At 65.0% G+C, this 15891-nt stretch carries 13 protein-coding genes and 2 tRNA genes; 10 read left to right on the top strand and 5 right to left on the bottom strand.

Features of this window, described 5'->3' with window-relative positions:
- The 3 genes from ACVI1L_RS39625 to ACVI1L_RS39615 all read left to right on the top strand — a co-directional run bounded on the left by ACVI1L_RS39625 (position 1) and on the right by ACVI1L_RS39615 (position 3885).
- Positions 1 to 696 carry a DUF899 family protein gene (locus ACVI1L_RS39625; protein WP_141339977.1) on the top strand — a complete coding sequence of 232 codons (696 nt, stop codon included), beginning with the start codon at positions 1 to 3 and terminating at the stop codon, positions 694 to 696.
- Positions 697 to 1026: 330 nt separating this feature from the next.
- Entirely contained in the window at positions 1027 to 2265 is a 1239-nt protein-coding gene (locus ACVI1L_RS39620) for a tlde1 domain-containing protein (protein WP_456785294.1), read from the top strand.
- Positions 2266 to 2388: 123 nt separating this feature from the next.
- The gene (locus ACVI1L_RS39615; protein WP_456785293.1) at positions 2389 to 3885 is read left to right on the top strand and encodes an AMP nucleosidase; all 1497 of its coding nucleotides are present in this window, start codon (positions 2389 to 2391) and stop codon (positions 3883 to 3885) included.
- Between the two features lie 23 nt (positions 3886 to 3908).
- On the opposite strand, the gene ACVI1L_RS39610 is transcribed toward ACVI1L_RS39615, so the two are convergent.
- A complete protein-coding gene (locus tag ACVI1L_RS39610) occupies positions 3909 to 4502 on the bottom strand; it encodes a cysteine hydrolase family protein (RefSeq protein ID WP_028336826.1) in 594 nt (197 codons plus the stop codon).
- A 123-nt stretch (positions 4503 to 4625) separates the two neighbouring features.
- On the opposite strand from ACVI1L_RS39610, the gene ACVI1L_RS39605 reads away from it, so the two are divergent.
- From ACVI1L_RS39605 to ACVI1L_RS39580, 6 genes are all read left to right on the top strand, one after another.
- Positions 4626 to 5465: a LysR family transcriptional regulator gene (locus ACVI1L_RS39605; protein WP_057018447.1), complete on the top strand. Its 840-nt coding sequence runs from the start codon at positions 4626 to 4628 to the stop codon at positions 5463 to 5465.
- Positions 5466 to 5669: 204 nt separating this feature from the next.
- Positions 5670 to 5741, top strand: a tRNA-Phe gene (locus tag ACVI1L_RS39600).
- A 2-nt stretch (positions 5742 to 5743) separates the two neighbouring features.
- Positions 5744 to 5810, top strand: a tRNA-Ile gene (locus ACVI1L_RS39595).
- A gap of 337 nt (positions 5811 to 6147) precedes the next feature.
- Positions 6148 to 7299, top strand: coding sequence for a slipin family protein (locus ACVI1L_RS39590; RefSeq protein WP_168858044.1), 1152 nt, complete (start codon positions 6148 to 6150; stop codon positions 7297 to 7299).
- Between the two features lie 225 nt (positions 7300 to 7524).
- Positions 7525 to 10887 carry an adenylate/guanylate cyclase domain-containing protein gene (locus ACVI1L_RS39585; RefSeq protein ID WP_456785292.1) on the top strand — a complete coding sequence of 1121 codons (3363 nt, stop codon included), beginning with the start codon at positions 7525 to 7527 and terminating at the stop codon, positions 10885 to 10887.
- Between the two features lie 337 nt (positions 10888 to 11224).
- Positions 11225 to 11962: a Crp/Fnr family transcriptional regulator gene (locus ACVI1L_RS39580; protein WP_082653883.1), complete on the top strand. Its 738-nt coding sequence runs from the start codon at positions 11225 to 11227 to the stop codon at positions 11960 to 11962.
- Positions 11963 to 11980: 18 nt separating this feature from the next.
- Here the strand turns inward: ACVI1L_RS39580 and ACVI1L_RS39575 are convergent, their stop codons facing one another.
- The 4 genes from ACVI1L_RS39575 to groES all read right to left on the bottom strand — a co-directional run bounded on the left by ACVI1L_RS39575 (position 11981) and on the right by groES (position 15147).
- Positions 11981 to 12178 carry a hypothetical protein gene (locus ACVI1L_RS39575; RefSeq protein WP_057018449.1) on the bottom strand — a complete coding sequence of 66 codons (198 nt, stop codon included), beginning with the start codon at positions 12176 to 12178 and terminating at the stop codon, positions 11981 to 11983.
- A 40-nt stretch (positions 12179 to 12218) separates the two neighbouring features.
- Complete coding sequence (locus ACVI1L_RS39570; RefSeq protein ID WP_028352345.1) at positions 12219 to 12434, bottom strand: hypothetical protein; 216 nt, start codon at positions 12432 to 12434, stop codon at positions 12219 to 12221.
- Positions 12435 to 13146: 712 nt separating this feature from the next.
- Complete coding sequence (groL, locus tag ACVI1L_RS39565; RefSeq protein ID WP_076830236.1) at positions 13147 to 14787, bottom strand: chaperonin GroEL; 1641 nt, start codon at positions 14785 to 14787, stop codon at positions 13147 to 13149.
- A 45-nt stretch (positions 14788 to 14832) separates the two neighbouring features.
- Positions 14833 to 15147 (bottom strand): co-chaperone GroES, encoded by a 315-nt coding sequence (gene groES / locus ACVI1L_RS39560; protein WP_021077770.1) that lies wholly within the window; start codon positions 15145 to 15147, stop codon positions 14833 to 14835.
- Positions 15148 to 15542: 395 nt separating this feature from the next.
- Between groES and ACVI1L_RS39555 the strand changes: the two genes are divergently transcribed.
- Positions 15543 to 15833, top strand: coding sequence for an usg protein (locus ACVI1L_RS39555; protein WP_141343465.1), 291 nt, complete (start codon positions 15543 to 15545; stop codon positions 15831 to 15833).
- The last annotated feature ends 58 nt before the right edge of the window (positions 15834 to 15891 follow it).

Below are 15891 nucleotides of genomic sequence, written 5' to 3'. Positions count from 1 at the left end.
ATGACCAGTTCCGTCCTCAAGCCTGCTGCCGAACTCGCCACGACCAATGTTAGGCGCTTTCCCAATGAAAGCGCCGAGTATCGCAGCGCCCGCCAGGAATTGCTCGTCGAAGAGATCGAACTGCGCCGGCATATCGAGCGCGTCGCCGCGCTGCGCCGCGCATTGCCGCCGGGCGGCGAGGTGGCCAAGTCCTACGAGTTCACCGGAGAAGCCGGTGCGGCATCGCTCGCCGATCTGTTCGGCAGCAAGCCGACGCTGATCATCTACAGCTACATGTACGGCCCGCAGCGCGAGAAGCCGTGTCCGATGTGCACATCGTTCATGGGCACGTGGGAGGAGAAGCTGCCCGATATCGAGCAGCGCGTGTCGTTCGTGTTCGTGGCGCGCTCGCCGATCGCACGGCTGATCGAGGCAAAGAAGGCGCGCGGCTGGACGCGTCACAGGATCTACTCGGATGCATCGGGCGATTACACGCGCGACTATGTCAACAAGGATGACAGCGACCTGCCGGGCTACAATGTCTTCACACGCCACAACGGCACGATCCGTCATTTCTGGGCCGGCGAAATGGGGGCGGGCACGATGGACCCCGGCCAGGACCCGCGCGGCGCGCCGGACATGGATCCGCTGTGGACCTTGCTCGACACGACGCCTGAAGGACGCGGCAAGGACTGGTATCCGAAGCTCAGCTACTGAGAGATGGTTTTTGCTCGATCCCCGCGCGATTACGGGGCGATCGGCAAGGAAATTCTCCCCTGAATATATTCCGGTATGCCGCGCTGGAGCGGCATACCGGAATGTCCCATGATGGGACAGAAAAGCCGCTTTGGCGGTCCAATGTCATCTTAAAAAAGCCCTACGCCACAGGCACTTCCCGCGCTGCAGGGGATCGCATCCGGTTAAGTCGCATTTAACTAAAAGTCGCCTTAATGGCCGTCTGTGCCCCCGCGCGACGTTGAGCCGAACACCCGTTCGACCCCGCGTCGAGTGAGGGACAAAGGTGGACCTGTTTTGAGCGCCGGGCGTATGGGTACGAGTGCGAGTGCGTATGTTCTTGGGGCACCAAGCCGCAAGAAATCCTCCCGAAAAATTCTCCCACAGCATTTCCTCGGCAGCGCCGCGGTGGTGGGGCTGGTGCTTGGCTGCGCCTGGACCGTCTACGCCAACATTTTTGCGGCGAGCGTCTATCCCTCCGTGGGCAATGTGTCGTTCGATGCGCCGGTGGTGAAGCGGCCCGTCGCGGTCGCTGCGCGGCCGACGCCTGCCTTCAACGAGGTGTTCGCGTCCCTGACGCCCGCACCGGCGGCGCCCGCGAAGACCGAGGTCGCGAAGTCGGAAGTCCCGGCATCGTCGCTTATGTTTAACGATCGGTTTGCGGCCGCCTCGCCCGAGGGCGTCGCGTCCAGCGTCGTGGCTGACGCCGCATCGCAGATCGACCCGATCAAGCAGGCCGCTGCTCCCAAGGTCGCCGAAGCGGCGAGGGCGGTCGCCTCCGCGGAGCTTGCCGAGACATCGAAGCCGTTGCCGGCGCCGAAGTCGGTCGAGACCGCCAAGAAGCAGGCCGCCGCCAATCTGAAGGTGGCGCTCAACGATCCCACCGCGGACGTTCAGCCCAAGGGGGCCGAGAAGGCGTCCGAGGCGAAGCCTGCCGAGGCCAAGCAGGCTGCGAAGTCCGGCGGCGTTCGCGACATGGCCGCGCGCGCCAAGGCCGCGGTGATGTCGATCGCATCGAACGAGCGGCAGACCATGGTCGAAAAACTGTGGGGCAAGCGGGAGTCGAGCGGCGGACTGCTCTCCTTCGCTTCAGCCGACGCGAACGTGACCGGCAGCATCCCCTCGACGTTGGACCAGAACCCGATGCTCGGCGGCTCGCCGCCCTATGATCGTCAGACCGCGGTCTACGACATCTCAGCCAAGACCGTGTACCTGCCCGACGGCACGCGCCTCGAGGCGCATTCGGGCCTCGGCTCCAGGCTCGACGACCCCAGGTCCTCGCATCTGAAGATGGTCGGCGTGACGCCGCCGCACATTTACGAGCTCAAGCCGCGCGAGGCGCTGTTCCACGGCGTGCCGGCACTGCGGCTCAATCCGATCGGGGGCGAGGGCAAGATCTTCAACCGCGACGGCTTGCTCGCGCACACCTTCATGCTCGGTCCGAACGGCGACTCCAACGGCTGCGTCTCGTTCAAGGACTATTACGCGTTCCTCGACGCCTACCGTAACAAGGGCATCCGCCGTCTCGCGGTGCTCGCGCGGATTCAGTAGTCAGAGCGGGCAGCGGCCCACCGCCGCGGCCGGATCGACGTCTGGAACTGGATGCCATAGTCGCTATACTGCACTGATCCAGAGCGAGTCCAAGCTCGGCAACGGATCTGGTGCAACGCGAACATGTCTCCCACACCCTCCATCGAAATCCCGCCGCCGATCACGACCGAAGCGTTCGTCGATGCCGCCGCGGCCGTTGCCCGCCTCGAAGAGATCTACGTGCGCAACACTGAATTCCTGCGCAATCGCTTTGAGGCCTATGTCAACGGCGTGCCGTTCACGACGCGGGTGCGGGCACATTACCCGTTCGTCCGCATCACGACCTCGTCGCATGCGCGGCTCGACTCGCGGCTTGCCTACGGCTTCGTCGCAGGACCCGGCGTCCACGAGACCAGCATCACGCGCCCCGATATCTTCCAGACCTATCTCACCGAGCAGATCGGGCTCCTGATCAAGAACCATGGCGTGGCGGTCGAGATCGGCGAGTCGAACGAACCGATCCCGATTCATTTCGCCTACCGCCGGGACATCAATATCGAGGCGGCGCTGACCATCGCCGACAGTTCGGCGTTCACCAGGTCGCTGCGCGACATCTTCGATACGCCCGATCTCGCCGCGATGGACGATGCGATCGCCGACGGGACCTTTGAGCTGACGCCGGGCGTGCCGGAGCCGCTGGCGCTGTTCCGCGCGGCGCGGGTCGATTACTCGCTGCGCCGGCTCTACCACTACACCGGCACCGACCCGGAGCACTTCCAGAATTTCGTGATCTTCACGAACTACCAGTTCTATGTCGATGCCTTCGTGCAGCTTTCCCAGCAGCGCCTTGCGTCGGGCGAGGCCGGTCTCGAGGCCTTCGTCGCGCCCGGCAATGTGATGACGCACAATGCGCGGCTCGGCGGCGGCATCACCGGGACCCCGTCCGAACGCGTCCCGCAGATGCCGGCCTTTCATCTGGTCCGGCCCGGCTATAACGGCATTACCCTGATCAATATCGGAATCGGTCCGTCCAATGCGCGCAACATCACCGATCACGTCGCGGTGCTGCGGCCGCATGCCTGGCTGATGATCGGGCACTGCGCCGGACTGCGCAACACGCAGCGGCTCGGCGATTATGTGCTCGCCCATGGCTATGTGCGCGAGGACCACGTGCTCGATCACGAGCTGCCGCTCTGGGTGCCGATCCCGGCGCTTGCGGAGATGCAGGTCGCGCTTGAGGAAGCCGTCGGCGAGGTGACCGGGCTCACCGGCTTCGAGCTCAAGCGGCTGATGCGCACCGGCACGGTCGCCAGCGTCGACAACCGCAACTGGGAGATCAGCGGGCCGCAGGTGATCCGGCGCATGTCGCAGTCGCGCGCGGTCGCGCTCGACATGGAATCGGCGGCGATCGCCGCCAACGGCTATCGCTTCCGCGTACCCTACGGCACGCTGCTATGCGTCTCCGACAAGCCGCTGCACGGCGAGATCAAACTCGCAGGCATGGCCAGCGAATTCTACCGCCAGCGCGTCGGCCAGCACCTTGAGATCGGTCTCAAGGCGCTGGAGCGGCTCAAGCAGCAGGAATCCGAACGCCTGCATTCGCGCAAGCTGCGCAGCTTCGCCGAGGTCGCGTTTCAGTAGCGCAACGCCGGGCGGGGCGGCCCTCAGGCAAGCGCGTTGCCGCGGGCGATGATCGCGAAGCGGTCGGACAGTTCGGCGAGCGCGACGTCGTGAATCAGCCTTGCGGCAATCGTGCCGCCGACGCCGTCGGGCAGGTCGCGGGTGGCGCAGCTGTCGGCGTCGATCGTGGTGCGGAAGCCGAGATCGAGCGCGGCGCGGGCCGTCGAGCTCACGCACATATGCGTCATGAAGCCGGCCAGCACCAGCTCCTTGCGGCCGGTCGCGGCAAGCTGCGCGTTGAGGTCGGTGCCGGCGAACGCGTTCGGCAATTGCTTCTCGATCACGATCTCGCCCGGCCGCGGCGCCAGCGGCGCGACGATCGCGCCACGCTCCGCGCTGCGGTCGAACAGGCTGCCCGGCTGGCCCTTGTGCGCGATGTGGATGATCGCGGCGCCGCTTTCACGGGCGCGCGCGAGCAATGCGGTGGCGCGCGCAATCGCCGGGTTGGCGTCGGGCAGCGCCAGCGGACCGGCCAGATATTCGTTCTGGATATCGATCAGCACCAGGCAGCTGTCGCCGAGGCGGGGCGGGGTGAGGTCGATACCGGCAAGCTGCATCAATGTCTTGGCTGACGTCATGGTCGTTCTCCAGCGGATGTATCGCCGAAAACATAGCCCGGGATCGGCCTGCCGTTATGCAGGGATATTGCAGCCGGTGGCTGCGTTATTGCAGGTGGCCGCCGCAGGATGTAGCCTGCCGCCATGAACTGGGACGATCTTCGCATCATCGCGGCCGTCAGGGACGAGGGCACTTACGCAGGCGCCAGCGCGCGGCTGCGCATCGACGAGACCACGGTCGGGCGCAGGCTGGCGCGGATCGAGCGCGCGCTCGGCCTGCGCCTGTTCGAGGCCGTCGATGGCGTCCGCAAGCCGACCCGGCAGTGCGACATGGTGCTCGCGCATATTGAGGCGATGGCCGCGCATGCCGAGGAGATCGGCCGGATCGGCGAGAGCCTGCCCGGTCCGGTCGGGCGGCTGCGCATCGCTTCCACCAGTGCGATCGCCGAGGAGGTGCTGGCGCCGCGCACAAGTGAATTCCTGCGCGCCCATCCAGGCCTGACGCTGCAGTTTCTGACGTCGAGCGACAATGTAAAATTCTCGCGCTGGGAGGCCGATCTCGCGATCCGCTTGCGCAAGCCGGACAAGGGCGACTTTGCGATCTCGAAGCTTGCCGAGGTCAGGTCGTATTTCTTCGAGCCGGCCGCGACGACAGCGGGCGAAGCGATGCTGTGCGCCTATCCCGACGAGCTTGGAGGGATTCCGGAAATGCAGTTCCTGCGCACGAAGCGACTTCGCGCGCGCTGCGTCACCGACAATGTCCGGATCATCCACACGCTGATTCAGTCGCATCACGCGGTCGGCGTGTTGCCGGAGCACAGCTGTGCCGACCTGCTGACCGACCGCCGTCTGCGCGCCACGCTGCTGCCGAAGCGACGCGACGTCTGGCTCCTGGTGCAAAACCATCTCAAGCGCGATGCGGCGACGCGCGTCACCATCGACTGGCTGCGCGCCTGCTTCCAGGATGCCGCGCAGAGGGGGTGAGGTGCCCTCGCAATGACGGGACGTGCCGCGACGCGTGGGTCACAGCAGCGCCCCGTCATGAAAAAATCACACGCAGCCCTCTTGCAACCCGGACGTGCTTCGTCTATTAGCCCGCTCCTTCGCTTCGGCCACGGGTTCGGGCTCGTTGAGATCCCGACTGGCGCGAGCCGCTTTGCGGTGTTGTGTTCCGCCGAAATGAAGATCGCGAGATGAAGCTCATGGTCGAGCGTCGGGGATGAAATCCCGAAGGCATCGGTTCGAATCCGGTCTCTCACAAAGGATAGCTCAGTTGGTTAGAGCAGGTGAATGATACTCATCGGGTCGCGGGTTCGATTCCCGCTCCAAGCGCTCCGTTTCAGCCTGTAAAGCTGATACCTCTGAAGGGGACCGGACGCGCGCTTCAGTCGCAGTCCGGCCGTCCTGCCGCAAGGCATTTCGTCCGAACATCGACACTGTGAGACCGGCTTTGCGCCGCGGTGGATACCGCTTGCGCTGATGCCGGGTGGCTCCGCTGGCCGCGCGACATTCGTCGCGCGAAAGCGCGCGTGCGCCCGTCATCGCGCAAGCCTTAAGCCACGGCCCGCTTGGCTGACAGGAAGCCGCGTTCGCGTCCTCACGTCCTTTGCCAAATGCAACCCGCTCTCAGGCCCATGGGCCTGATGGCAAACGATGGAGGCGTGTCATGACCTGGCACTTCTTGACGACCAATTTGACGGTGAAGGATGGCGAGCGCGCGTTGCTGACGCGCAACGGCCGGCTCGAGCAGGTGCTCGCGCCCGGACGTCACCGCCTGTTCGATCCCCTGCATCAGCTCAAGGCCGAGCTGTTCAGCGTCGTGCGGACCGAATTCCCCGCGGATCGCTTCGCGGTGATCAAGGCCGCGCGGCCTGATCTCGCCGACGAGCTGTTCGAGGCGGTGGAAACCCGCGCGAACGAGATCGCGATCGTCAGCCTCGACGGCCGTCCCGTGCAACTGATGACGCCCTGGCAGACGCGCGTGTACTGGAAGATCGCGACGTCGGTCGAGGTCGAGCGCATCGACGTCACCAGCGATCCCAGGGTCACGGCACGCCACCTCGCGATGATCCAGCCCAACCGGGCCGGCGTCATCACCGAGGCGGTGGTCGAGAACCACGAGGCCGGTCTGCTCACGGTCGAGGGCAAGCTGGTCGAGCGGCTCGCGCCCGGTCGGCACGCGTTCTGGATCGCGGGCCGCAAGATCGAGGTCAAGCGCCTCGATCTGCGTCCCCAGGCGGTCGAGATCACGGCGCAGGAGATGCTGACCAAGGATCGCATCGCGCTGCGCGTAACGCTGACCGCGTTCCGCCGGATCGGCGATCCCGAGCGGGTCGTGGCAACGGTGCCCGACGTGGATGCGTGGCTGTACCGCCTGGTGCAGTTCGCGATCCGCGAGGCGGTGGCCGGCCGCACGCTGGACGAGGTGCTGTCTGCGAAGACGGCGCTCGATACGGAGCTTCGCGACTTCGTCCGCGATCGTGTCGCGGACAGCGGCGTCGAGGTCACCGAGCTCGGCGTGAAGGACGTGATCCTGCCCGGCGAGATCCGCGAGCTGGTCAACAAGGTGGTGGAGGCGGAGCGGGTGGCGAAGGCCAACCTGATCCGCCGCCAGGAGGAGACCGCGGCGACGCGTTCGCTCCTGAACACCGCCAGGCTGATGGAGGAGAACCCTCTGCTGCTCCGGCTCAAGGAGCTGGAGTCGCTCGAGCGTCTGGTCGAGAAGGTCGGCCGCATCGACCTGCATGCGGGCGAGGGCCAGGGCCTCGATGCGCTGCTGACCAAGCTCGTGCGTCTCAAGGCGCCCGAGAGCGCCTAAGACAGAAGGGCCGCCCACGGGCGGCCCTTCGATTTTCTTCGCCGGGACGGACCGCCGGCACCCGTACGAATGTTAGCGTGCAGACGGCTGTAACGGGGCACCGCCACGGCACAGTTCGCATGTCCCGCGCCACGCCGCAAAACAAAGGTGCTACTCCGGTCAGATTGCGATAACGTTCATGCGCCGTGGTCCATTCGGCCAGCCGTCAACCCGTCGGTGAAGCCAGTGCAGCAGATTGCGGAATGGCTCGAGAAGCTGGGACTTGGGCAATACGCGCTGCGTTTTGCCGAGAACGGGATCGACCTCGGCGTTCTTCCCGAGTTGACGGATGAAGACTTCGACAGGCTCGGCGTCCTGCTCGGCCATCGCCGCAAGATGCTGCGCGCGATCGCCGATCTCAATCATGCCGAACTGATCGCCGCGCCGGTTTCACCGCACGATGCCGAGCGCCGCCACCTCACCGTGATGTTCTGCGACCTGGTCGGCTCGACGGCATTGTCGGCACGTCTCGATCCCGAGGACATGTGGGAGGTGATCCGCGCCTATCGCGCGGCCTGTGCGCAGGTGATCACGACATATGACGGCGCCGTTGCCAGATTTATCGGCGATGGGATCCTTGCTTATTTCGGCTATCCCCGCGCCCACGAGGATGATGCGGAGCGCGCGGTGCGCGCCGGCCTCGATGTCATCGCCGCAATCGGCAAGCTCGAGACCCGCGCGGACGAGGGGGTTGCGGTGCGGATCGCAATCGCGAGCGGGCTCGTCGTGGTCGGCGACCTCGTCTCCGGCGGCGCGTCGGAGGAGCAGGCGCTGGTCGGCGATGCGCCGAACATCGCCGCGCGGCTGCAAAGCCTGGCGGAGCCGGGCGTGGTCGTCGTGGCGGCCTCGACCCGGCGGCTGCTCGGCAATCTGTTCACGCTGCGCAACCTCGGCCGCCGCGAGGTCAAGGGTATCTCCGAGCCGATCGCGGTGTGGGCCGTCGAAGGCGAGCCGGCATCGGAAAGCCGTTTCGAGGCGGTGCGCACCGCGCGCTCGATCGGCTTCGTCGGCCGCAAGGCGGAGATCGAATTTGCGCTGTCGCGCCAGCAGCTGGCGTGGCAGGGCCAGGGCCAGGCGGTGCTGATATCGGGCGAAGCGGGTATCGGCAAATCGCGGATCGTGGCGATGCTCTCCGACAGCCTGGCGCCCGGAACACACCGCCGTGTGCGGTATCAATGCTCGCCCTATCACACCAACAGCGCGCTGCACCCCTTTGTCGGCCAGCTCGAGCGTGCCGCCGGCATCAGGTCGGAAGATGCGCCGGAGCAGAAGCTGGACAAGCTCGAAGCCATGCTGGCGCTCGGCACGCAGCACGTGCCCACCGTGACACCGCTGATCGCAGCGCTGCTGTCGATCCCGACCGGCGAGCGCTATCCGCCGCTCGGCCTCAGCCCGGCGCAGCAGCGGCGGCAGACATTCGCAGCGCTGCTCGACCAGCTCGAGGGCCTCGCCCGGCAGCAGCCGGTGCTTGTCGTCTGCGAAGACGTGCATTGGGCCGATGCCACGTCGCTCGAGCTGCTCGACCTCGCGGTCGACCGGATCAGGGGGCTGCCGATCCTGATGCTCATGACGTTCAGGCCGGAGTTCGAGCCGCCATGGGCGGGGCTCGCCAATGTCAGCCTGCTGCGGCTCGATCGGCTCGACCGGCAGGATACGCGCGCGCTGATCGAGCAGGTGACCGTCGGCCGGTTGCTGCCCGGCGAGATGATGGCGCAGATCGTCGAGCGGACGGACGGTGTCCCGCTGTTCGTCGAGGAGCTGACCAAGATGGTCATGGAGTCGGGGCTGCTGGTCGAGAATGCCGGGCGCTATCGCCTCGACAATCCGCTGCCGCCGCTGGCGATCCCGGCAACGCTGCAGGACTCGCTGATGGCACGGCTCGACCGGCTGGCGCCGGTCAAGGAGGTGGCGCAGATCGGTGCCGCGATCGGCCGTGAGTTCTCATATGCGCTGCTGCGCAGCGTGGCAGGGCGCGACGATCTGACGCTTGCCGCGGCGCTTGCCCAGCTCGAAGAGGCCGAGCTGCTGCTGCGCCGGGGCGTGCCGCCGGACGCGAGCTACAGCTTCAAGCACGCGCTGGTCCAGGAAGCGGCTTACGAGAGCTTGCTCAAGAGCCGCCGGCAATTGCTTCACAAGCATATTGGCGATGTGTTGCGCGACAAGTTTGCCGAGATGGCCGAGATCGAGCCGGAAGTCGTCGCCTACCATTTCACCGAGGCAGGGCTCGGCGAGACCGCGCTGGCGTGGTGGCGCAAGGCCGGTCAGCAGGCGCTGAAGCGCTCGGCCTATTGCGAGGCGATCGCGCATCTCGGCAAGGCGGTCGCCATCGCCGATGAACTGCCCGACGAGCCGGATCGGATGATCGGCCGGCTCCATCTGCAAATCGCCTACGGCCGCGCGCTGCGGGGCAGTCTCGGGCACAGCGCCCCCGAGACGGTCGCCGCCTGGACCCGCGCCCGGCAGTTCGCCTCCGATATCGATGATCCGATCGAAATGGCGCCGATCCAGTCGGGCCTCTTCAACGCCTGCTTGACCCACGGCGAGCTCGCGCCGATGCGGGAGTTAGCGGAGGCGATCATGGGCGCAGCGGAGCGGCACCCGCAGTCGCCGGTGGCGACCATCGTCGCGCGCTGGACCAGCGGGGTAACCTGCTGGTTCGCGGGCGAGTACCTGAACGCGGGCATCCATCTCGAGCAGGCCTTCGCGGCCTATGCGACCGAGCCGGATCCGGCAACCTTCAAGGCGTCGACGCTCGACTTGCCGTTCGTCATCATGAGATTTCTCGCCCTGGTGCTTTGGCCGCGTGGCGAGATCGATCGGGCCCGGCAGCTCGCGGGCGCCGCGATGGACGTCGCCGGGAAGCAGCGGGCGCTCGCGCGCGCCAATGCGCTGGTTCACAAGGCCGTCTTCGACGGGCTGTGCGGCAACAGATTGCGCCAGACCGACACGATCCTGGCCCTCGGCCTGGCGCGCGATCACACGATGCCGTTGTATGTCGCCGCCGGAACCTATCTCAATGGTCTGGAGAAGTGGCGTGCCGGCGACCGCGCCGCAGGTCTCGCGGAGATGCAGCGTGGCTGGTCGTTGCTTCACGAGAACGACTGCTATCTCTGTGAACCGTTCTGGGGATTGCAGATTGCCGTGGCGAATGCGGAGGCCGGGCATGTCGATGCCGGGCTCGACATCATCAATGAGTTGATCGAGGCGACGGAGCAGTCCGGGCAGCACTGGCTGGATGCCGAACTCTACCGCGTGCAGGCTGGGCTGCTGTCGCATCGTCACAGCCCCGACATGTCCGGCGCCGAGGATGCCTTCCGCCGTGCCCTCGAGATTGCTCGAAGGCAGCAGACCAGGACGTTCGAGCTGCGCAGCGCGCTGGGACTTGCACGTCTTTACAGCCGCAGCGGCCGGGCAGAGGAGATATCGCAATTGCTGGCGCCGGTGCTCGCCGGTTTCGATCCGGCGCTCGACCTTGCCGAGATCAAGGACGCGCAGGAACTGCTCGCGCAGGCGCGTCGGTGGCCGGACCGCCACTCGCGCGCCTCTTGACGGGTGCCGCAGCGAGCGGTCACACCGCGTCCGCCACCTTCCTGCGCCCGCGCAGATAGTGAAAGAGCAGGTTCGGATGTCGCGCGCGGCGCGAGCGATGCGAAACTGGAACTGTTGGGTTCCCGAAGTTCTACGGTGCGACGATGCGCATTTTGCTATTGCGTCCGGCGGCGCATTTGCATCTAACTTTAAGGACGCCGCCGCGGAGAATTCCGCCTTGCGGTCAAGCGTTTGGAATATGTTTTTGATCCCGTGTTCGAGTGAGTATGCTGTGCGACCCTTGACGTTCCCGCAGGTGAGCATTTCCGGTGGAACTTGTAATCGCCTTCTCGCGACATTGTCGCCGGCGGATCTGGACCTCCTGAGACCCGAACTTGAGACCGTTGCGCTCGAACAGGATGCAGTCCTGGCGCGCGCCGGTGACGAGATCGACTACGTCTTCTTTCCTCACAGCGGCGCGATCCTGTTGATGATCGACATGGCGGATGGGCAGACGGTCGCAACCGGCGTGGTCGGATGCGAAGGGGCCGTGGGCAGTCTTTCGGTTCTCGGAGCCTCGCCGTCAGGCATTACCGCCGTCGTTCGCGCGGCTGGTACCGCCTCGCGGGTTCCGGCGGCGCGCTTTCACGCCGCTTTCGGGCGCAGTCCGGGGATTCGGCAGGCAATCCAGAAGCACGTCAGATCGATGCTGATCCAGTTTCAGCTCGGCTCCGCTTGCAATGCGCTCCACCCGGTCGAGGCGCGGATGGCGCGCTGGCTGCTTCAGCTTCGCGACCGCGTCGACAGCGACGTCCTCCCGCTGACCCAGCAAGCGCTGTCGCAAATCCTCGGCGTGCGACGAACGACGGTGACCTTGCTGATGGGCAATCTGCGCAAGCGCGGTGCGATCAGGTCAGATCAACGAGGCCAGATCGAGATCGACCGGGCGCGGCTATTGGCGGCGGCGTGCGAATGCCATCGCGTCATGCGTATCGAGGCCGAGGAGATCTTCTCGGGCGACAGGGTTCGAACGCGAGGAATGGCGCCGGCTAACGATCCGGGTATCCCGGAAATCGAGGCTGACGACGCCGTGTGAGCGCGTTCCCTGCTGCGATCAGCTTCCCGGCCGCCGATCAAGCTCCCGTGTCGGGGAGGATACCCTTTCGAGCTCCGCAATCTCACGCAGCACCTTTGCGGTCTCGCGCAACTCATTGCGCTTCGGACCGGGCTTCAGCCGTCGTGCTTCATCGAGAAAGTCCTTGGCCTGCAGCAGCCAGGCAGACGTTTCGGTCGAGATCTGTACCTGCGCCATGGTGTCCCTCCATCGCGGTCGTCAAAAGTGGTGGCCACTTTCAGGCCGGTGAACCGCCGCCGCGGCGTCGCCGCACGCGGATGCTCGGCTCGTCGACCCAGGCGTCCCGCGCAAACCAGGCGTGATCCGCGCGGCAAAATGGACAGGGCGTGCGCGAGAAGAACACGGTACTGCGTCGAAAGCTCTCGCGATCGGTCTTGATTCCGGTGGAAATCGCGTGCCCGGTTTGCGGACATCTGACCATCACCATGCCCATGAGCGCCTCCCTCCCATATTGCCTTTTGCTTTTTGCCTGTTGCCTTGCAGAATAGTCCGGCCGGTTGGATTGGCCTGATCGGTGCGCAGGGTAGTTGGGGGGCATCGCGCACCTGCGGCGGTTGACGGAGCATCGGGCAGTGGGGGCTGCATGCTCTCGTCACTGGGCTTCTTCCAACCGGCCAGGTCCCTCCTTGAACGAATCCTCGATGTGACTTCAACGCCGCTTCTTCAGGCGGCTCGGCTGAAAACCTTGTCGCTTTCGCTCACTGCACTGCCTCCCTCGCAAGTGAAAGCATTCTCCGCAACGCTTGCCCGCGTCACGGGAGCTGACGCTCCGTGCTCAATACAGATTGTTGGAGTGAACTTCGATCTTGTCCCGAAGCTACTGTGGGGGACGAAGATGACGCTGTCGGTTCGGTTTGCGACTCTCGCACGAAATTTTTTTTGAGATTGTCAACTCAGACCAACGTATGTTTACGGAGAGTGTTGTGCATAACCTGCATGCCGTGAGCAGTGTGAGGCGCCTGCATCAGCGCGAGGTTGTGGAAGTATTCGCATTGGCCGCGCTGCGGTAAGTCGCCCGGCGAGCCTGCCCCAAACAAAAACCCCGGCATCGCTGCCGGGGTTTTGCGTTCCGTTGTCGTTGAGCGAGATCCCGGCTCTGCGGTGCACCGCTTCGCGCTGCACCGCGTCCGGGTCGACTTCGTCGCTTAGAAGTCCATGCCGCCCATGCCGCCGCCCGGAGGCATCGCGGGGCCGCCGGCGTTCTTCTTCGGCAGCTCGGCAACCATCGCTTCCGTGGTGATCAGGAGCGCGGCAACCGAGGCAGCGTTCTGGATCGCGGTGCGTACGACCTTGGTCGGGTCGATGATGCCCTTCTTGACGAGGTCGGCATAGTCGCCGGTCTGGGAGTCGAAGCCGTAGTTGTAGGTCTTGTTCTCCAGGATCTTGCCGACGATGACCGAACCGTCTTCACCGGCGTTGATCGCGATCTGGCGAGCGGGAGCCGACAGCGCCTTGCGCACGATCTCGACGCCGGTCTTCTGGTCGTCGTTCTTGGTGCGCAGGCCCTTGAGCTGCTCGGAGGCACGGAGCAGGGCGACGCCGCCGCCCGGGACGATGCCTTCCTCGACAGCCGCGCGGGTCGCATGCATCGCGTCATCAACGCGATCCTTGCGCTCCTTCACCTCGACTTCGGTCGCGCCGCCGACGCGGATCACCGCGACGCCGCCCGCGAGCTTGGCGAGACGCTCCTGCAGCTTCTCACGGTCGTAGTCCGAGGTGGTCTCCTCGATCTGCGCCTTGATCTGGGCAACGCGGGCGTCGATGTCGGCCTTCTTGCCGGCGCCGTTGACGATCGTGGTGTTCTCCTTGTCGATCATCACCTTCTTGGCGCGACCGAGCATCTGCAGCGTGACGTTCTCGAGCTTGATGCCGAGGTCTTCCGAGATGGCCTGGCCGCCGGTCAGGATCGCGATGTCCTGCAGCATGGCCTTGCGGCGATCGCCGAAGCCCGGAGCCTTGACGGCCGCGACCTTCAGGCCGCCACGCAGGCGGTTGACGACGAGAGTGGCGAGAGCTTCGCCTTCGACGTCCTCGGCGACGATGACCAGCGGCTTGCCGGTCTGCACCACGGCCTCGAGCAGCGGCAGCAGCTCGTTCAGCGAGGAGAGCTTCTTCTCGTTGATCAGGATGTAGGCGTCGTCCATCTCAACGCGCATCTTGTCGGCGTTGGTGACGAAGTAGGGCGAGATGTAGCCGCGGTCGAACTGCATGCCCTCGACGACGTCGAGCTCGGTCTCGAGCGACTTGGCTTCCTCAACCGTGATCACGCCCTCGTTGCCGACCTTCTTCATGGCGTCGGCGAGGAACTTGCCGATCTCGGCATCGCCGTTGGCCGAAATGGTGCCGACCTGGGCGATCTCCTCGTTCGAGGTGACCTTCTTCGAGTTCTTCTGGAGGTCCGCAACGACGGCTTCGACCGCGAGGTCGATACCGCGCTTCAGATCCATCGGGTTCATGCCGGCGGCGACCGACTTGGCGCCTTCCTTCACGATCGCCTGGGCGAGCACGGTCGCCGTGGTGGTGCCGTCGCCGGCCGCGTCAGCGGACTTGGAGGCGACTTCGCGCACCATCTGGGCGCCCATGTTCTCGAACTTGTCGTCGAGCTCGATCTCCTTGGCGACGGTGACGCCGTCCTTGGTGATGCGGGGAGCGCCGAACGACTTCTCGAGCACCACGTTGCGGCCCTTCGGACCGAGGGTGACCTTCACCGCGTTGGCGAGAACGTCGACGCCGCGCAGCATCTTGTCGCGCGCCTCGACGGAGAATTTGACTTCTTTAGCTGCCATCTGAGTTTTTCCTTGAGAGATTTAACCTGGGAGGGAGGGAGGCGCTTAGGCCGCCTTCTTCTTGGAAGCGGGGACGTCGAGCACGCCCATGATGTCGCTTTCCTTCATGATCAGCAGGTCTTCGCCGTCGATCTTGACCTCGGTGCCCGACCACTTGCCGAACAGGACGCGGTCGCCGACCTTGACGTCGATCGGGATCAGCTTGCCAGCTTCATCGCGGCCGCCCGGGCCAACGGCGATGACTTCGCCCTGGGAGGGCTTTTCCTTGGCACTGTCCGGAATGATGATGCCGCCAGCAGTCTTCTCTTCGGCGTCGATACGCTTGACTACGACGCGGTCGTGAAGCGGACGGAATTTCATGCAGTCCTCCTAAACATTTGTAGATGCTGTAGATTTTTGGAGAGTTAGCAGTCCAGTCCAGCGAGTGCCAGACTGGTTGGGCAGGAGATAGGCCAAGCCTTGGCGGCGGGCAAGTGCCTCTAGCAGAAAAATTGGCACTCGTGAGTGCCGCCTGCCAAGAGGATGCCGAGATCATTTCGGCATCCTTAATGCCGCCCAAGATGGGTTGCCGGGGCTATTAGCAGATGCGGTAAGCTGCTGCCAACGCAAGAAATTTCAACAACCTATTAAACATTTAGGCTTGAGATGGGTTAGTCGCGTGCGTCACATTTCTCTCATGTGAGCGCATCCATTGCCGGTGGTCCGGCGGGGGAGGTCGGCCACCACGTGAATGCGCTCCGTCACAGGAGGTTGGCATGGTTTCGCGAGTTGGTGGGGTTGTTTCCGATGATTTCCGGAAGCAGTTGCTGGGGTACGGGCTGACGACGGCGCAAATCCTCTATCGGATGCCGGATCACCCCTCGTTGCTGCAGACCTATGTCTGGCAGAGCTACGACCTGTTTCCGAAATTTCCGGCGCTGCAGGATTTCCTCGCGTTCTGGCAGGCGAAGCTCGAAGGCCCGCTGTTTTCGGTGACGGTGGCGCATTCCAAGCTGGTTAAGCCGGCCGAGCTGCGTGCCGTCGACGGCGTGTTCCGGCTGCATTGATCAGCAAACGTAGCAGGGCGCGGCTCTGCGCCTTTGCTCGCCTCGCGGCGCGCGACTT

The organism is Bradyrhizobium sp. USDA 4516 (genome assembly GCF_054055915.1).
The sequence above is the reverse complement of the archived record's forward strand: the minus strand, read 5'-3'. Positions and strand labels throughout refer to the sequence as shown.

What these genes read in the sequence shown, in the direction of transcription:
- ACVI1L_RS39625 (WP_141339977.1), top strand. Translation starts at nt 1, where the DNA reads ATGACCAGTTCCGTCCTCAAGCCTGCTGCCGAACTCGCCACGACCAAT.
- ACVI1L_RS39620 (WP_456785294.1), top strand. Translation starts at nt 1,027, where the DNA reads ATGGGTACGAGTGCGAGTGCGTATGTTCTTGGGGCACCAAGCCGCAAG.
- ACVI1L_RS39615 (WP_456785293.1), top strand. Translation starts at nt 2,389, where the DNA reads ATGTCTCCCACACCCTCCATCGAAATCCCGCCGCCGATCACGACCGAA.
- ACVI1L_RS39610 (WP_028336826.1), bottom strand. Translation starts at nt 4,502, where the DNA reads ATGACGTCAGCCAAGACATTGATGCAGCTTGCCGGTATCGACCTCACC.
- ACVI1L_RS39605 (WP_057018447.1), top strand. Translation starts at nt 4,626, where the DNA reads ATGAACTGGGACGATCTTCGCATCATCGCGGCCGTCAGGGACGAGGGC.
- ACVI1L_RS39590 (WP_168858044.1), top strand. Translation starts at nt 6,148, where the DNA reads ATGACCTGGCACTTCTTGACGACCAATTTGACGGTGAAGGATGGCGAG.
- ACVI1L_RS39575 (WP_057018449.1), bottom strand. Translation starts at nt 12,178, where the DNA reads ATGGCGCAGGTACAGATCTCGACCGAAACGTCTGCCTGGCTGCTGCAG.
- ACVI1L_RS39570 (WP_028352345.1), bottom strand. Translation starts at nt 12,434, where the DNA reads ATGGGCATGGTGATGGTCAGATGTCCGCAAACCGGGCACGCGATTTCC.
- groL (WP_076830236.1), bottom strand. Translation starts at nt 14,787, where the DNA reads ATGGCAGCTAAAGAAGTCAAATTCTCCGTCGAGGCGCGCGACAAGATG.
- groES (WP_021077770.1), bottom strand. Translation starts at nt 15,147, where the DNA reads ATGAAATTCCGTCCGCTTCACGACCGCGTCGTAGTCAAGCGTATCGAC.
- ACVI1L_RS39555 (WP_141343465.1), top strand. Translation starts at nt 15,543, where the DNA reads ATGGTTTCGCGAGTTGGTGGGGTTGTTTCCGATGATTTCCGGAAGCAG.